General features: G+C 67.4%; 15 protein-coding genes. 9 read left to right on the top strand and 6 right to left on the bottom strand.

Annotated elements, in window-relative coordinates; translation table 11 throughout:
• Nucleotides 1–137 precede the first annotated feature (137 nt).
• From GOPIP_RS01545 to GOPIP_RS01555, 3 genes are read right to left on the bottom strand one after another with little or no spacing between them, the layout of a single operon-like run.
• Entirely contained in the window at nucleotides 138–1,391 is a 1,254-nt protein-coding gene (locus GOPIP_RS01545; protein ID WP_006367735.1) for a hypothetical protein, read from the bottom strand.
• A 9-nt stretch (nucleotides 1,392–1,400) separates the two neighbouring features.
• On the bottom strand, nucleotides 1,401–1,646 hold the full coding sequence (locus tag GOPIP_RS01550; RefSeq protein ID WP_138944067.1) for a relaxase/mobilization nuclease domain-containing protein: 246 nt from the start codon (nucleotides 1,644–1,646) through the stop codon (nucleotides 1,401–1,403).
• Nucleotides 1,647–1,664: 18 nt separating this feature from the next.
• On the bottom strand, nucleotides 1,665–1,889 hold the full coding sequence (locus tag GOPIP_RS01555; protein WP_006367737.1) for a hypothetical protein: 225 nt from the start codon (nucleotides 1,887–1,889) through the stop codon (nucleotides 1,665–1,667).
• Between the two features lie 566 nt (nucleotides 1,890–2,455).
• Between GOPIP_RS01555 and GOPIP_RS01560 the strand changes: the two genes are divergently transcribed.
• The 4 genes from GOPIP_RS01560 (at nucleotide 2,456) to GOPIP_RS01575 (ending at nucleotide 8,038) form a co-directional block, all read left to right on the top strand.
• Entirely contained in the window at nucleotides 2,456–3,850 is a 1,395-nt protein-coding gene (locus GOPIP_RS01560; protein WP_035726871.1) for a lipase family protein, read from the top strand.
• A complete protein-coding gene (locus GOPIP_RS01565) occupies nucleotides 3,847–5,175 on the top strand; it encodes a hypothetical protein (RefSeq protein WP_006367740.1) in 1,329 nt (442 codons plus the stop codon). Before GOPIP_RS01560 ends, GOPIP_RS01565 begins: the two co-directional genes overlap by 4 nt.
• Before the next feature lie 205 nt (nucleotides 5,176–5,380).
• Nucleotides 5,381–7,021, top strand: coding sequence for an adenylate/guanylate cyclase domain-containing protein (locus GOPIP_RS01570; RefSeq protein ID WP_006367741.1), 1,641 nt, complete (start codon nucleotides 5,381–5,383; stop codon nucleotides 7,019–7,021).
• Nucleotides 7,022–7,162: 141 nt separating this feature from the next.
• Nucleotides 7,163–8,038 (top strand): oxidoreductase, encoded by an 876-nt coding sequence (locus GOPIP_RS01575; protein ID WP_006367742.1) that lies wholly within the window; start codon nucleotides 7,163–7,165, stop codon nucleotides 8,036–8,038.
• Between the two features lie 12 nt (nucleotides 8,039–8,050).
• Here GOPIP_RS01575 and GOPIP_RS01580 read toward each other — a convergent pair whose 3' ends face one another.
• On the bottom strand, nucleotides 8,051–8,689 hold the full coding sequence (locus GOPIP_RS01580) for an alpha-ketoglutarate-dependent dioxygenase AlkB (RefSeq protein WP_006367743.1): 639 nt from the start codon (nucleotides 8,687–8,689) through the stop codon (nucleotides 8,051–8,053).
• A 173-nt stretch (nucleotides 8,690–8,862) separates the two neighbouring features.
• On the opposite strand from GOPIP_RS01580, the gene GOPIP_RS01585 reads away from it, so the two are divergent.
• From GOPIP_RS01585 to GOPIP_RS01595, 3 genes are read left to right on the top strand one after another with little or no spacing between them, the layout of a single operon-like run.
• Nucleotides 8,863–11,091 (top strand): MMPL family transporter, encoded by a 2,229-nt coding sequence (locus GOPIP_RS01585; RefSeq protein WP_020170197.1) that lies wholly within the window; start codon nucleotides 8,863–8,865, stop codon nucleotides 11,089–11,091.
• 28 nt (nucleotides 11,092–11,119) lie between these two features.
• Nucleotides 11,120–11,719 (top strand): TetR family transcriptional regulator, encoded by a 600-nt coding sequence (locus GOPIP_RS01590; protein WP_006367745.1) that lies wholly within the window; start codon nucleotides 11,120–11,122, stop codon nucleotides 11,717–11,719.
• 25 nt (nucleotides 11,720–11,744) lie between these two features.
• The gene (locus tag GOPIP_RS01595; protein WP_006367746.1) at nucleotides 11,745–12,557 is read left to right on the top strand and encodes a mycofactocin-coupled SDR family oxidoreductase; all 813 of its coding nucleotides are present in this window, start codon (nucleotides 11,745–11,747) and stop codon (nucleotides 12,555–12,557) included.
• Here GOPIP_RS01595 and GOPIP_RS01600 read toward each other — a convergent pair.
• Entirely contained in the window at nucleotides 12,551–13,159 is a 609-nt protein-coding gene (locus tag GOPIP_RS01600) for a TetR/AcrR family transcriptional regulator (protein WP_006367747.1), read from the bottom strand. The two genes, GOPIP_RS01595 and GOPIP_RS01600, sit on opposite strands and share 7 nt — an antisense overlap.
• Before the next feature lie 93 nt (nucleotides 13,160–13,252).
• Between GOPIP_RS01600 and GOPIP_RS01605 the strand changes: the two genes are divergently transcribed.
• Nucleotides 13,253–13,636, top strand: a complete 384-nt coding sequence (locus GOPIP_RS01605) for a DUF1304 domain-containing protein (RefSeq protein ID WP_006367748.1) — start codon at nucleotides 13,253–13,255, stop codon at nucleotides 13,634–13,636.
• 67 nt (nucleotides 13,637–13,703) lie between these two features.
• Entirely contained in the window at nucleotides 13,704–14,717 is a 1,014-nt protein-coding gene (locus tag GOPIP_RS01610; RefSeq protein ID WP_006367749.1) for an NADP-dependent oxidoreductase, read from the top strand.
• Here GOPIP_RS01610 and GOPIP_RS01615 read toward each other — a convergent pair whose 3' ends face one another.
• A complete protein-coding gene (locus GOPIP_RS01615) occupies nucleotides 14,718–15,872 on the bottom strand; it encodes a pyridoxal phosphate-dependent aminotransferase (protein WP_006367751.1) in 1,155 nt (384 codons plus the stop codon).
• Between the last annotated feature and the right edge of the window lie 3 nt (nucleotides 15,873–15,875).

Raw genomic sequence — 15,875 nt, forward strand, 5'->3', positions numbered from 1 at the left:
CTAGACCGAACCAGCCTGCTAACCGTATCCACGCACACTGCGCAATGCGGCGCTCTCGATATCTGAGTCGATGTGGCACAGGAAATCGGCCAGCCTGGCGGGTACGAGTCACGGCCAAGAGTCAGACAAGAACAAGACTATCGACTGCGTCCGCGGGTCTGCGTGCGCGTAGGTGTTTGGACGTGTGGCCGCTCCCTGGAGGGTGCGGTCCCGCGTCCGCGCCCGGGTATGGCACCCGCGCCGCTTGCCGCGGTAAGCGGTGCTGACGCAGCGGTCTCGAGGGCCCGATCGTCGCGAGCGGCGTCGCGGGAACGGTCGGACTCAGCGTTGGCCGCGAGATCTCGTTGGTCGCTGGCGGTGTGGTGGTGGTCGGCGGCTTCGCCGAGTTCGTCGGCGACCGTCTGGTCACGATGAGTGTCGATCGCGTCGGCCATGTCGTCGGTGGTGGTGAACGGTCCGTGCACGACGGCCAGATCGGCGTCGTCGACGCGGTCGGCGGTGTCGGTGTGTTCGTGGGCGAGTTCGGTTTCGGTGTCGGCACGGTGGGTGTGGTCGAGCCACTGTTCGTCGACGTCGGGGACGCTTGGGGTGACGGCGAGGATGCCGGGGTATTTCTGGGCGATCGCGGTGTCGAAGTCGGTGTCGATTTCGCCGAGGAGTCGGGACGCGCGGGCTCGGTCGGTGGGGGAGTCGGTGGCGGTGGCGAGCCATTCGGCGGCGGCTTCGCGGCGGGCTTGGTCTTCGTCGACGAGGTCGGCAAACTGCTTTTCCGCAGTGCCCCGGCGTTTGTCGTCGAAGATGCGGGCGGGGACACGGCCATCGAGGAGGTCCCGAAGTGGTGTGGCGGGTGTGTCGGCCCGTTCGTTGTCGAGGCCGGCGGTGGTCTCGGCCGCGGTGCTGGTGGTCGAGCGGGTGGTGCGGTCGCTGTCGGCCTGCTCGGTGGTGAGTTGGCGTTCGCGGTCGTCGGCGATGTCGCGGGCGGCGGCCGCCAGGTCGGTGAGGCTGCCGTGATGAGGGTTTTCGGCGAGCCAATCATGGAGGTGGCGGGCGGTGTCGGTGCTGCCGGCGACGACGGCGACGGTGCGCTCGTCGAGGGTGGCTTGCACGACGTGGGTGCCATCAGACAAGGGCGCGCCGGTGCGAACGAGTCCGGTGTCCCGGTCGGCGTGCAGGTAGAGGTCGCCGTCGGCGACCCGTTGGTTCCATTCGGCGGCTTTGGCCGGGGTGAGCCGGTCGATGGCGGCGGCGTCGGCGGCGAGCTGGATGCGGGCGGCCTCGTTGGTGGGGCTCCACGCGGCGCGGCCGTTGCGTTCGCGCGCTTGGCGCAGCGCTGCACTCATGGTGCGCGCGGCCATCGCGTAGGCGAGCAGGTGTTCGCGGCCGAGGCTCATAGGGGTGCTTCACGCAGCCGGGCGAGTTCGTCGGCGACAGTGGGTTCGTTGCTGCTCATCGGTGGGGTCCCTTCCGTGGGGTGTCAGGCGGCGTGTCAGCGCGAGTCGGTCCTCCCACTCCCGCATCACCGCGCGGACCGCCGGGAAATCGTTGCGCGGGTGGAACCGTCGGCCGGTGTCCTGGCGCACCATCACCGCCGCGAGGTGGATGTGGTCGTTGCGGGTGTCGGCCGCCGCGCTCGGGTCGCCCGACAAGCCGTGGTGCACCGCAATCTACCGACATGCACCGGGGTCACCGGCCGGCGCGATCCCGGTGCGTTCCATCACGTCCCGCGCAATCGCCGCCCACGTATCCATCGACAACGCACCGTCGCCGGCGGGCAGGGAGATCGGGGCGTGCCACACCGGACCGTGCTTGGTGAAGAACGCTTCGCCTTCCTCAGGTTGCTTGCGCGGCAAGCCGATCACGTCAGCGGGCTCGCCGATGTGACGGACCAACGCCGACAGCTCGGCCTGGTCGAAGTCGAACTGGGCGTCACCTACTCGGCTCGGGTTGCAGAGCGCCCGGGTCGTTCTGCCAGGCGGCGATCACAGTCGGGTTCGTGTGCGAATTTTGTCGGCCCGGGCCCGTCAGGTGGTCGACCAACGTGCGCGAGTCGCGCCCGCGAATCACCTTGGCGATCACCGCAACCTCCGCAACAGCCGCATCAACTCGTCATCGACGCGCGTGTTGGTGCGCCGCACGAAATCCAGCCCCGACTCGAGGCGCTCTAGCTGTCCGTGGCAATCGCAGACCGAGGCGTGGCGAACTCAGGTGGGAGCTCGCTGAGGACCGAAAGCCGTCCGGTGAGACGAATGCGAATGTGCGTCTCATCACGTTCGAGGCCTCCGAGTATGGGCAAAGCCGACAAGAAATCGCCCTGAACTGGTCATTTGCAGCGAATCGGCAAGCCGACCGCGATTGCGCCTCAGATTACTCTCAGGTAAGTTCGCGCCACCGCTTTGGCGGCGGGTCACACCCGCGGCGATGCGGGGATTCGGTGAGCGAGAAGGGGTGGGCCCGCATGCGGTCACGTGCCGGGGTGTCGAGAAGTGCCAGTAGGGGAAGAGTAGGCGGAATCGTCGGTCTCGTGGTCCTCGTGCTCGTGGTGTGGTTCCAGATCCCGGGTGTTGCCGCGGCCGACGAGCCGCCGACCTACTCGGGTGCGGTGCCGCTGACCCCGCCGGGACTCGGGACGATCTTCGGTGGCTATGTGCTCGGCACCTTCCGCGACGGACGCCTCGCGACCGGGCAAGAAGACTTCGAAGGTCTGGCCGCCAATGATCCCTTCTATGTCGAGCCGTCGACCTCGCAGGACGTCAAGCCCGGAACCCTGTTGAAGGCCAAGCGTTTCGACGTGTTGTTCGCCGGGGTCAAGCCCGCGCACGTGGCCGCCTACAAGATCATGTATGTCACCGAGAACGTTCGGGGACGCAAGGTGATCTCGACCGGCGTCGTCATGATCCCCGAGGACGGCAAGCCCAACGGTTCGCGTTCGGTGGTCGCCTACCAGGAGGCCAACGATTCGGTCGGTGCGAAATGCCATCCGTCGACCCAGTGGAGCGGTGGCGCGCTCGGCGAGGCGTCGGCGTGGTCGGCGCTCGGGCCGCTGGCACTGATGTTTCAGCGCGGACTCGCCGTGGTGATCTCCGATATCGGCAACGACGCCGATCCGTCACCGCACGGCGTCTTCGCCGGAAAGTTCGCAGGCCACGCGTTACTCGACGGTGTCCGTGCGGCATATCGGGTCGGCCCGGCCGCGCTGAATCCGCGCAATCCGGTGGGGATCTTCGGCGTCGCCGGGGGCGGGGTCGGCGCCGGATTCGCCGCCGAGAACGTCGCGCGCTACGCACCCGAGATCAATCTCAAGGCAACGATGCTCGAGGGTATGGCGGTCGAACAGAAGAACTTCATCAGATTCGCCGACGGTCGGCTCGGGACCGGATTCGTCTTCGCCACGCTGCTCGGACTGGAGGCTCAGTACCCCGAGATGGCGTTGGACGCGAAACTGAACCCGGCCGGCCGCGCACTCGCCGATGCCTACCGGAAGTCGTGTCAGATGGCGTATTTCGGTATGCCGCCGCTGGTCCCGCTGAAGACCCTGTTCACCAGCGGGCAAGCCCCGGCCGACATCCCCGAGTTCGCGCATGTCTACCGCGACAACACCCTTGGCCGCGGAGATCGCCCGCGCGGCAAGGTGCTGGTCTCGGCATGTAACGCCGACAACTCGTTCATGTCCCTGATCCCCGCCGCCGACTCCAAGAACCTGGTGACCCGCTATGCGCGGCAGGGCGCCGACGCCCAGTACTACGGAATGAACTGCGGCATGGACGTTTTCGTCACCAACATCTACAAGTGGGGTACCGAGCTGTTCGGCATGCACACCGTCGACTGGCTGGCCACGGAAGTGAACTCATGAACGCCGAACCCACGAACGCCGAACCCACGGAGATCGACTGCATGCAAAGGGTCGGGCACCCGAAGGGGGCTGGATTCCCGCTGCGTCGGCTGATCCTGCTCCTGGCACTGGCCTGCGCGCTGGTCGGGTCCGCGGTGGTGGCCGGACCTGCCCGCGCCGCCGACCTCGACCCGTATCTCGATCTGCCACTGACCAATCGGTACGCCGACCACTACGGCGGAGGTGTCAACCGCGCGCTGCCCACCGATCTCGGCAGGCTCTCCGAGTTGGTCACCGAGGCCCGTGCGTCCGGTCTCGATGCCCACCGCTATGCGGCTCTGCTGTTCCAGTATCGCTTGGTGCAGGCGACCACTGAGGCCGGAATCGACTTGACCGGTTGGGATCCCGCCAAGGGATTCGCGGCCACTCGCGCCGACATGATCAAGTCCTATCGCTACTACGAGAACTTCCAGATCGCCCATCGGAACCTGCAATGGGCCGGTATGGCCGGACTGGTCGGTGCCGACTTCGGCGGCGGTATCGCCGATGTCGTGCTCGCCGGTGACATCTATGCGATCCGTGGACTGCAACCGCTCGCCGCGCGGATCATCGAGACGGCGACCTCGGTCGCCGGCCCGGGGTTGATCGGTGTGTTCCCCAAGGGTTTACAGACCTTGGCCTATCACGCCGACAAGATCACCCCCGCCGACCTGACCTGGTTCGCCGAGCGGGTGCTGGTGATGCAGAAGGCCATTTTCACCGACCTCATGCCCCAGCACGTCGCCTTCGTCCGCGACGGACTGCGTGGCATCGACGAATTCCGCCGAGCCGGGATCATCGACGACGCCGTCGCCACCGCGTGGCAGGGCATCGCCTCCGGGGATCCCGACCGGGTGGCCGCGGGCAATGCGACCCTGCTGCATCGTGAGCAGTTCGACGTCGTCGGTTGGCAATTCGACGACGTACGCAACTACCGCAAGGCCGACGGGGTCGGCGCTGCACTGACCTACGCGATGACCCTGGTCGGGTCTCCGTCGGTGGCCGGCGTACCCGCGCTGCGCGACTTCATTCCGTTCGTCCACACCACCCGCCTCGCCAACGGGACGACGCTGATCATCACGACACCGATCGCGAACTGGGACTGGTCGGTGTTCGATCAACGCTGGCGCTACGTGACCACCGAACTGCTGCCGCGCTATCGCGACCTGGTGGACCACCGTTTCGCCGACCTCGTCGCGACGATGCGTGTCCCGTACGACACCCAATTCGAAAGCCACCGGCCGATCTTCAACATCTACAAGATCCTTTCCGATGCGGCGGCGCGCACAGTGGTGACCGTCCACTGAGCCGCGTCCAAGCCCGGCCGATGGCGCCGACCACGCGGATGCGACCCACGCCATTGGGTAATCTCTGAGGTGACATCGACTTCAGGGAAGGCCCATGACCTCATCACCGAGTTCCGGGGTGGGAGCGTCATCGGCGCAAGGCCGGCCCCCACGCCGAGGCACCGCGACCCGATGGAGCCGGGCGCGGCGACGTTACGCCCTCCTCGTGTGGGGCGCGGTCGGTGAGCCGGGGGCGACCGAATGGGCGCAACTCGGTACCGCCGGGCGTCGCCGGTTGGCGACACGCGCCCTCGCCATTTCCTCGACCGCCATCGTCGGCAGCAACGCGCTCATCGGTTTCGAGACCTTCCTCCTGGTGCAGCTGTCGTACAACGGGGGACTGCTGACGGTCGACGAGACCCTGCGCGCGCCCAACTTTCCCGGCATCGTCACCGCCATCGTGGTGTGCATCGTCGTCAATCTGGTCCTCGGGGTTCTCACGCTGCGCCCGCAATTCCGCTGGTTCATCTCCGGCGACCCCGCTGATCATGCGCGTCGTGTTGCGGTGCAACGAATTCCGGCATTCCAGGTGCTCAGCACGTCGATCGCGTGGGCGGCGTCGGTGCTCAGCTACATCGCCATGTCCGCCGAAACCCTCACCGTCGAAACGGTGTTCGGCGTGGCGGTGGCGTTCGCGCTGGCCGGCATGTCGAGCGCGTGTCTGACGTATCTGTTCGCCGAACGCGCCTCGCGGCCACTGATGATGGTGGCGCTCGCCTCCGACCCGACCTCGCGCGTCGTGCACGGTGTGCGGGGCCGGATGTTCGCGGTGTGGGCGGTCAGTTCGGCTGTGCCGATGGTCGGTCTGATCATCCTCAACGTCGGGCGCAGGCTGCACATGCTGCCACCGGTGGCCGCCGACATCGACTGGGCGAGTGTGGTTCTCGCGCTCGTCGGACTCGCTGCCGGCGCCCGCATCATCGTCCTCGTCGGCCAGTCCCTGATCGATCCGCTCACCGAACTACGCGACGCGGTGGAGAAGGTCCATGCCGGCGACCTCGACGCCCACGTCGACGTGTACGACTCCTCCGAACTAGGGGTACTGCAGCAGGGATTCAACGAGATGGTCACCGGCCTCGACGAGCGCGAACGCATGCGGGAACTGTTCGCCCGCCACGTCGGCGACACCGTCGCCGAACTCGCAATCGAGAGAGGGATGGGTCTGCACGGCACCAACGCCGAGGTCGGGGTGTTGCTCGTCGACATCGTCGGCTCCACCACCATCGCGCAGGAACGCCGCCCACAGGACACCGCGGCGCTGCTCAACGAATTCTTCGAGATCGTCGCGCAGGTCGTCGACGACCACCGGGGATTCGTGAACAAATTCGAGGGCGATGCCGCGCTCGCGGTGTTCGGGGCGCCGGTGGCGATCGACGATCCCGCCGGTGCGGCGTTGGCCGCGGCCCGGGACCTCGCGCGCGGCCTGAGCGAGGCCCTCGACGTCCGCTGGGGGATCGGGGTCTCCTTCGGCACCGCCTTCGCCGGGAACATCGGCGCCGAACGGCGATACGAGTACACGGTGATCGGCGACCCGGTCAACGAATGCGCACGCCTGTCGGAGATGGCCAAGACCAGTCGGGTGCCGGTGCTCGGGAGCGGGGCGGCCATCGCCGGCGCCGACGACGCCGAGGCGCAACACTGGACGATGCTGGGTAAACGCGTCGTGCGCGGACGCACCGAGGCCACCGAGATCTACGGCCCAATCGATCTCGTTCCCGAGAGCGCCCCCACGGTGGGCGACGTGATCTCCGGACTGCTGCGCCCGGTGAAATGGCTGGGGTCGGCCGGACTGATGCGCCTGCGGTAGCGGCAAACGCCCGCGGTGACACACTGCTCTTCTCCGCCTCTCGGCCCGCTCTCCTCCGCCTCTCGGCCCGCTCTCCTCCGCCTCTCGGCGATGTCGTGGCAGGGTGAGAGGGAGCACACCGCAGCGACAAAGGGGCATTCCATGAGTGGTTGGTCGACGCACGACATCCCGGATCAAACGGGCCGGACCTTCATCGTGACCGGGGCCAACTCCGGACTCGGTGCCGAGACCACCAAGGCGCTGGTCGGTGCGGGCGCGGAGGTCATCATGGCCTGCCGCAACACCGCCAAGGCCGACGACGTGGCCCGCGGCCTCGGCGACCGGGCGCGGGTGGCCGCGCTCGACCTCGCCGACCTCGCGTCGGTCCGGGCCTTCGCCGACGGGGTCGGCAGCATCGACGTCCTCATCAACAACGCCGGCGTGATGGCGCTGCCGTTGCGGCGCACCGCCGACGGCTTCGAGATGCAGATGGGCACCAACCATCTGGGCCACTTCGCGCTCACCGGTCTGCTCCTGCCCAAGATCGGTGACCGCGTGGTGACGTTGTCGTCGGGGTTGCACCAACTCGGCCGCATCGATCTCGCCGACCTCGATTGGCGCAACCGCCGCTACCGGCGCTGGCGGGCCTACGGTGACTCGAAGATGGCCAACCTGATGTTCGGCATGGACCTCGCCGACCGCTTCGACGCCGCGGACGGCGACGGTCGGCTCTCGCTGATCGCCCACCCCGGCTACGCGGCCACCGAACTGCAGGGCCACACCGAGTCGCTCATGGATTCGGCGATGAAGATCGGCAACTTGTTCGCGCAGTCGGCCGCCGACGGCGCGCTGCCCACGCTGTACGCCGCGACCGCACCGGACGTCGTCAACGGCACCTTCTACGGGCCGAGCCACCTCTTCGGTATGCGTGGGGCGCCGGGGGTGTCGGCCTTCAGCGGCCGCGCCAACGACCGAGCGATCCGTGACGGACTGTGGGCGGAGTCGGAGAAGCTCACCGGCGTCTCCTATCCGATCTAGGGTCGCCGAGCCTCACCACACACCCGGCGGACGGAATTGCACGCTGATGCGGGCTCCGACGCCGGGGCATTTCGGCACGGCGTGTTCCCACGTCCGCTGACAACTGCCACCCATCACGAGTAGGTCGCCCGAGCCCAGGACGAACCGCAGCGACGGACCACCGCCCCTGGGGCGCAACGCCAGCGGTCGCGGAGCTCCGAGTGACAGGATCGCCACCATGGTGTCGTGGGTGGCGCCGCGACCGAATCGGTCGCCGTGCCAGGCCACCGAGTCGGAACCGTCGCGATACAGACACAGGCCCGCCGTGGCGAAGCCCTCGGGCAATTCCTCGCGGTAGTGTGCACTCAAGTCCGAACGTGCTTGCGCCAGAAGGGGATCGGGCAGGCGATGGTGTGCCTGATAGGTGGCGATCAGTCGCGGGACGTCGACGACACGGTCGTACATGCGCCGTCGCTCCGCACGCCAGGCCGCACGGTCGTACAGGGCGTCGAAGAGGGCGGGGGAATCGGCGATCCAACCCGGCCGCAGATCGACCCAGGCGCCGTCGGACAATTCGCGGCGGGTCACCGAGGTCCCCAGCGCGCCGAGGCTCGGCGCGGCTCCGGCGATCCCCGTGAGGTCGAAGAGCGAACCCTGCATGCCGACGGTCATGAGCCCACACTAGCGCGCATCGAATGCATGTTCTAGTGTTCCGGAACACAGCGCAGGCTGGTGGCGCAGCCCGAAAAAGCGGAGTACACAGTATCAAGTGTTAGTCACTCACACTTTTGGGTGACGCGCCGCTGTACCGACGACCCGTCCGCATCGACGTCCAGGGGATTGCCATGGCCTCACTGCTCTTCCGGCTCGGCCGGTTCTCGTTCCGGCACAAATGGTGGGTGATCGCGACCTGGCTGCTCGCCCTCGTCGTCGTGGCCGGCCTCGTCGGCGCGCTCAAACCCAAGTTCGCGCAGGACTTCGATCTGCCCGGCACCGACTCGGGTACCGCGACCAGCCAGTTGCAGCAGTACTTCCCGAAGGTCATGGAGCAGCAGTCCCGCGGTTCGGCGACGGTGGTGGTGTACGCCGACAACGGGCTCGAGGCGCACGCCGAGCAGCTCAACGCACTCGCCGCAGACCTGCAGAAGCTGCCCGACGTCGCCGACGCCAAGACCGTCGTCAGCCCACTCGTCGCCGCCAAGGCGCAACCGGCGGTGGCCGCGAAGGTCCTCGGCGACAACGGCCATGTCGGTCTGATCAGCGTCGGGGTCACCACGAATGTGCAGGACCTGTCGGTCGATCAGAAACAGCAACTCCTCGACGTTCTCGCCAAACACCGCGGCGACGGACTACAGGTCGAGGCCACCGGTTCGCTCGTCCAGGTCATGGAACAGGGCGGCAAGGCCGAGTTGATCGGTTTCGCAGTGGCGTTCGTGGTGATGATCGTCGCGTTCGGTGCGCTGATCGCGGCCTTCATCCCGCTGGTCACCGGCATCGTCGGTGTCGCGCTGACGATGATGCTGGTGACCCTGAGCGCCAAGTTCATGACGGTGAACCAGACCGCGACGGGCATCGTCACGATGCTCGGTATCGCCGTGTCGATCGACTACGCGCTGTTCATCGTGTCGCGCTATCGCAGCGAGGTGAAACGTGGCGGTAGTCGCGCCGACGCCGCCGGTCGCGCGGTTGGCACCGCCGGAACCGCGGTGGTCTTCGCGGGCCTGACGGTGGTCATCGCGGTGGTGGCGCTGACCGTCGTGGGTATCCCGCTGATCACCCAGATGGGCGCGGGCGCGGCAGTGGCCGTGGTCATCGCGGTGATCGCGGCGCTCACCCTGATCCCGGCGTTGCTCGGGGCGGTCGGCCGCTTCGTCTTCACCCCGCGTATCCCCGGCATCCGTCACGCCGAGGAGTCCGAGACCGCCGACACCAACGGCGTTCGCTTCGGTCGGACGGTGGTCAAACGGCCGCTGCCGTTCATCATCGTCGGCCTGGCGATCCTCGTCCTGGCCGCGATCCCGGTCGGCAAGCTGGAACTCGGCATGGACCTGTCCAACTCCGACGAGGCACGCGCATCGGCGTTGCTGCAGAAGGGATTCGGCGAGGGAGTCAACGGCCAGCTGTTGGTGATCGTGCACGACGCCGACGGCAACGTCGCACCGGCCGCCGAGCAGGCCGTCGCACACATCAAGACCTTGTCCGACGTCGCCAACCCCGCGACGCTGATCTGGACCGGTAACGGCACCGGGGCGAACCCGAACACCGGCGCCTCGACCGCACTGATCATGGTGACCCCGGAGAGCGCACCGTCGGCACAGGCCACCCACGACCTGATGGAGAAGATTCGCGACTGGGGTCCGACCATCACCAAGGGCGGCGTCGAGATGCACGTCGGCGGTCAGACCGCGATCATGTCGGACCTGTCGGCGAAGCTCGACAAGGCACTCATCCCGTATCTGGTGGTCGTGGTCGGACTCGCGTTCCTCATCATGATCGGCGTCTTCCGTTCGATCTGGGTTCCGTTGGTCGGGACGATCGGCTTCATCTTCTCGGTGCTCGCGACCTTCGGTGTGACCGTGGCGATCTTCCAGGAGGGGTACCTCGGGATCATCACCGACACCCGGCCCACCCTGTCGTTCCTGCCGATCTTCCTGATCGGCGTGGTCTTCGGTCTCGCAATGGATTATCAAGTGTTCCTGGTGACCCGAATGCGCGAGGAGTACATCCACGGCATGAGTGCCAAGGACGCCATCATCGCCGGCTACCGGCACGGTGCGCGCGTGGTGAGTTCGGCCGCGGTCATCATGATCAGCGTCTTCGCCTCGTTCATGCTCGCGCCCGACACCACGTCCAAGATGCTCGGGTTCGCCCTGGCCATCGCGGTCTTCTTCGACGCCTTCATCATTCGCATGACGGTGGTGCCCGCGGTGATCGCGATGCTGGGTGATCGGGCGTGGGGGCTGCCGCGCTGGCTCGACAAGCTGGTCTTCGATTTCGACATCGAGGGCGGCGCGGTCCGTGACCGCGGACTGTCGGGCGAGAAGGAAGCCGTCGTCGCGTCGGCGCCGAGCTGACGGTGCATCCCACAATGAAAAAAGCTCGATGACGGGTGTGTCGCATCGTCCGGCCGGGCTGCGTGAACAGAACAAGGTGCGCACCCGGTCGGCCATCCGGGAGGCCGCGATGCGGCTGTTCGCCCGACATGGCTACGCGCAGACCACCGTCGAGCAGATCGCACGCGAGGCGGAGGTCTCCCACACCACCTTCTTCCGGTACTTCGCGTCCAAGGAGCAGGTGGTCATCGGCGACGATCTCGAGGACGCGCGCGTCGCGGCGATGAACGAGATCCCGCCGGGTCTCGGGCATTTCGATCTGCTGCGCACGATGGTCCGTGCGCAGTACCGCATCGCGACCGCCGATCCGTGGGCGTCGAGTGCGGAGCGGATGCGCCTGATCCAGTCCGAGCCGGCCCTGCGGATGGCCAATCAGATCGAGGCCGACGCCGCGATCATCCGTGCCCGCGAGTACTTCGCCGACTATCTCGGTGTGCCGCAGGACGACACGCATTTGCACGTCTTCATTGCGGCGACCGCCGGGGTGATGTTCCACATCGCCGAGCAGGTCGACGATCCGCGCGACGATCGCGTGCTCGCCTCACTGCTCGAGGCGATCGATCTGATGGAGCAAGGGCTGCCGATGTGACGGCCCGGGAGAAGGAGAGAACGACATGACACGACTCGAGGGCAAGGTCGCCTTCATCACCGGTGTGGCGCGCGGACAGGGCCGCGCCCACGCCGTGCGCCTGGCTTGTGAGGGCGCCGGGATCATCGGCGTCGACCTCGCGGGACCGCTGCCCGGCGTGCCCTACGATTCCGCGACCCCCGACGACCTCGCCGAGACCGCGCGACTTGTCGAGGAACAGGGCGGCACAGCCGTTCTCACCCAATGTGATGTGCGTGACGCCGATGGGCTGACCGCGGCGGTCGCGGCCGGCGTCGAGAGGTTCGGCGGCCTCGACATCGTGGTGGCCAATGCCGGGATCTGTATTCCCCAGACCTACGACGAGATCACCGCGGAGAGCTTCCGCGACACCATCGACATCAACGTGATCGGGGTCTGGAATACGGTCCGGGCCACCGTGGATCCGCTGATCGCGCGTGGCGGTGGATCGGTGATCATCACCAGCTCGTATGCGGGGAAGAAGGTGCAGCCCTTCATGATCCACTACACCACCAGTAAGCACGCCCTGGTCGGGATGACCCGTGGTCTCGCCGCCGAGCTCGGCGCCCACAACATCCGCGTGAACTCCGTGCACCCCGGTGCGGTGAACACCCCGATGGGGTCGGGCAGCATGCGCGAACGCATCGAACAGACCAACGAGTCCAACCCGCGGCTTGCCGGGATGGGCATGGTGTTTCTCAACCAGTACGTTGCCGAGGCCGACGAGATCGCCAACGTGGTCGCCTTCCTCGCCTCCGACGAGTCGGCGTTCATCACCTCCGAGCACATCTCGATCGACGGTGGTGCGCAGCACTACTGAGCTGTGCGCTCGCTGCGCGCCTGCGCTCGCAGGGCCTCGGCGGCGGCGTCGAGGGTCGCCCGCGCGGCGTCGGGGTCGATCCGGCTCAACGACAATGCGGCGATGTCGGCGGCGACGGTGAGCCGGGTCAGTTGCCGCCGCACCCTCGCGTCGGCCCAGGGGAGCAGGGCGTCGACCCCGTGGCCGATCGCGTCGGTGAGCTCGCGGTGATAACCGGCGATCACCTCGTGCACCGCGGTATCCGATCCGATCGGTGCCGCTGCGCTGACGAGTAGTAGACACCCTTGCGGTGCATCGGGATTCGACGCCAGTGTGCCGATCGCGGCGCTCAGTCCGGTGAGGAAGTCCAGGATCGCCTCGGGTGCCACCGGGTCGGTGGTGAGCTGCTGCAGGCGCGGACGGACCACGGTGTCGAGGTAGTCCTCGACGGCGGTATCGAAGAGGCCCCGCATGTTGCCGTGGGCGTGGTAGATACTCGATCGGCCCACACCGGTGGCCTGTTCGACGTCGGCGACCGAGACGGCGTCGAAGCCGCGCCGCCAGAACAGATCGCGTGCCTGGCGGATCAGCTGCTGGGGGTCGTATCCGGCGGGGCGTCCCATGTGAACTCCGGTGATCGAGGGTTGACAAATTGTGCAACGATCATTCTAGTATAGTTTTGGAACGAGCAGTACACAATTCTGGAGGAGTACCCGATGGCAGTCGCCATGATCGTCGTCGCAGCCCTGGCCGCGGCGTTGCACGTCTACATCTTCGTGCTCGAATCCCTTCTCTGGACCCACCCGCGCACCCGCGCGAGTTTCGGAACCAGCGCGCAGGAGGCGCAGGCCACCCGCGAGATGGCGTTCAACCAGGGGTTCTACAACCTCTTCCTGGCGATCATCGTCGTCATCGGCGTGGCCTGCTGGTTCGCCGACCATGCTGTCGGCGCTGCACTGATCGGCGCCGGTGCCGGCTCGATGCTGGCCGCGGGGCTGGTGCTGCTCGTCTCCTCGCCCGACAAGGCCCGCGCCGCCCTCACCCAGCTCGCGTTCCCCCTGATCGCCCTCGTGCTGCTCGGCGTGACACTCGCGTTGTGAGCCTCGTTCGGACTCCACACCCCGACATCCACACCCCCCGACATCCACACCCCTCAAGGAGATTTCGATGACCACCTCGACCAGCACCCAGATCCAACTCGTGAACCGTCCGGTGGGCTGGCCCACCCCCGAAGACTTCCGCACGGTCGCCGTGGACCTTGCCGACCTCGCTCCGGGGGAGGTCCGCGTCGCCAACGAGTTCGTCTCCGTCGACCCGTACATGCGCGGGCGGATGATCGACACCCGCAGCTACGTCCCGCCATTCGCCCTGGGGGAGACCATGACCGGAGGAGCGGTCGGCCGGGTCGTCGCATCGGCATCCGACGATCTCCCCGTCGGCACTCTCGTGCTGCATCAACTCGGCTGGCGTGACGTCGCCCAGGCGCTGGCCGCCGAGTTCACCGCGGTGCCCGAACCGCCCGCCGGCACAGCAACATCGGTGTACCTCGGCGTTCTCGGCCTCACCGGGATGACGGCCTATGTGGGACTCACCGCGGTCGCGGGGCTGAAAGACGGTGACATCGTGTTCATCTCGGGTGCCGCCGGCGCGGTCGGCAGTGTGGCCGGACAGATCGCACATCTGCTCGGTGCCGCCTCGGTCATCGGCTCGGCGGGCGGGCCGGCCAAGGTGGACCTGCTCACCTCCCGCTACGGCTTCGATGCCGCCCTCGACTACAAGGCGGCCCCGGTGCGAAAGCAGTTGCGGGAGCTGGCATCAGATGGGATCGACGTGTACTTCGACAACGTCGGCGGCGATCATCTCGAGGCCGCGCTCGATGTCTTCAACAACGGCGGACGCGCAGCGTTGTGCGGTGCCATCTCCTCCTACAACGAGACGCAGGCGCAGCCCGGACCGCGCAACATGAGCAACATCATCACCCGGGGCCTGACCCTGCGCGGCTTCACTCTGCCCTCCTACATGGGCCTCGCACGCGAGTTCAACGAGAAGATGGCGGCGTGGCTGGCCGACGGGAAGATCGTCCATGACGAGACCGTCGTGGACGGCATCGACCACGCGGTGGATGCCTTCCTCGGCATGATGCGCGGGGAGAACGTCGGAAAGATGTTGGTGCGTATCTGATCACAGCCGCCGGAGACGCTGCGCCGCCTCGGCGATCACCTCATCGCGCTTGGAGAAGGCGAAGCGCACCATGTGTCGCCACGGGTCCTTGTCGTCGGCGAAGACGCTGACCGGTACCGCCGCCACCCCGATCCGCTCCGGCAGGGTCCGGCAGAACGCCTCGCCGTCGGTGATTCCGAGCGGGCGCGGGTCGGCGCACACGAAATAGGTTGCCTCGCTGCGGTGCACCTCGAATCCGGCGTCGGACAGCGCCGCCGACAACAGGTCTCGCTTGGCCTGCAGGGCGTTCGCGCTGCGGGTCACCCAGTCCATCTCCGACTCGAGTGCGTGGGCCACGGCGGGCTGGAACGGGCCCGATCCGACGTAGGTCATGAATTGCTTGGCCGCGCGGGCCGCGGCGACGAGTTCGGCCGGGCCGGACAGCCAGCCGACCTTCCAGCCGGTGCAGTTGAAGGTCTTGGCGGCGCTGGAGATCCGGAGGGTCCGCTCGCGCATGCCGGGCAGCGTGGCCAGCGGGGTGTGCGTGCGTCCGTCGAACACCAGGTGCTCGTACACCTCGTCGGTGACCGCGACGACGTCGTGTTCGAGACACAGCCGCGCGATCTCGGCGAGGTCGTCGTCGTGCAGGACGGTGCCGGTCGGATTGTGCGGGGAGTTGACCAGGACCAGCGCGGTCCGCGGAGTGAACGCCGCGGCGAGCGCATCGCGATCGAGGCGGAAGCCGTCGCCGTCGGGACGCAGCGGCACGGTGCGCCGTACCCCGCCGGCCATCGCGACGGTCGCGGCGTAAGAGTCGTAGTAGGGCTCGACCATGATCACCTCGGCGCCCGGCTCGGTGAGCCCGACGATCGCTCCCGCGATCGCCTCCGTCGCGCCGACGGTGATCAGTACCTCCGAGTCGGGGTCGTAGTCGAGACCGTAGTACGCCCGCTGGTGTTCGGCGACGGCACGGCGTAGCCGCGGTACGCCGATTCCCGGCGGGTACTGGTTGGCGCCGCCATTGATCGCCGCGCACGCGGCGGCCAGCATCGAGGCCGGGCCGTCGGTGTCGGGGAACCCCTGGCCGAGATTCACCGCGTCGTGGGTGACGGCCAGGGCCGACATCTCGGCGAAGATCGTGGCGGTGAACGGGCGCAGGCGGGTGACGGTGGCCATGGT

It is taken from the genome of Gordonia polyisoprenivorans NBRC 16320 = JCM 10675 (genome assembly GCF_000241325.1).
GTDB classification, from domain to species: Bacteria; Actinomycetota; Actinomycetes; order Mycobacteriales; family Mycobacteriaceae; genus Gordonia; species Gordonia polyisoprenivorans.

What these genes read in the sequence shown, in the direction of transcription:
- GOPIP_RS01605 (WP_006367748.1), top strand. Translation starts at nt 13,253, where the DNA reads ATGGCAGTCGCCATGATCGTCGTCGCAGCCCTGGCCGCGGCGTTGCAC.
- GOPIP_RS01585 (WP_020170197.1), top strand. Translation starts at nt 8,863, where the DNA reads ATGGCCTCACTGCTCTTCCGGCTCGGCCGGTTCTCGTTCCGGCACAAA.
- GOPIP_RS01580 (WP_006367743.1), bottom strand. Translation starts at nt 8,689, where the DNA reads ATGACCGTCGGCATGCAGGGTTCGCTCTTCGACCTCACGGGGATCGCC.
- GOPIP_RS01560 (WP_035726871.1), top strand. Translation starts at nt 2,456, where the DNA reads ATGCGGTCACGTGCCGGGGTGTCGAGAAGTGCCAGTAGGGGAAGAGTA.
- GOPIP_RS01610 (WP_006367749.1), top strand. Translation starts at nt 13,704, where the DNA reads ATGACCACCTCGACCAGCACCCAGATCCAACTCGTGAACCGTCCGGTG.
- GOPIP_RS01575 (WP_006367742.1), top strand. Translation starts at nt 7,163, where the DNA reads ATGAGTGGTTGGTCGACGCACGACATCCCGGATCAAACGGGCCGGACC.
- GOPIP_RS01545 (WP_006367735.1), bottom strand. Translation starts at nt 1,391, where the DNA reads ATGAGCCTCGGCCGCGAACACCTGCTCGCCTACGCGATGGCCGCGCGC.
- GOPIP_RS01565 (WP_006367740.1), top strand. Translation starts at nt 3,847, where the DNA reads ATGAACGCCGAACCCACGAACGCCGAACCCACGGAGATCGACTGCATG.
- GOPIP_RS01615 (WP_006367751.1), bottom strand. Translation starts at nt 15,872, where the DNA reads ATGGCCACCGTCACCCGCCTGCGCCCGTTCACCGCCACGATCTTCGCC.
- GOPIP_RS01595 (WP_006367746.1), top strand. Translation starts at nt 11,745, where the DNA reads ATGACACGACTCGAGGGCAAGGTCGCCTTCATCACCGGTGTGGCGCGC.
- GOPIP_RS01600 (WP_006367747.1), bottom strand. Translation starts at nt 13,159, where the DNA reads ATGGGACGCCCCGCCGGATACGACCCCCAGCAGCTGATCCGCCAGGCA.
- GOPIP_RS01590 (WP_006367745.1), top strand. Translation starts at nt 11,120, where the DNA reads ATGACGGGTGTGTCGCATCGTCCGGCCGGGCTGCGTGAACAGAACAAG.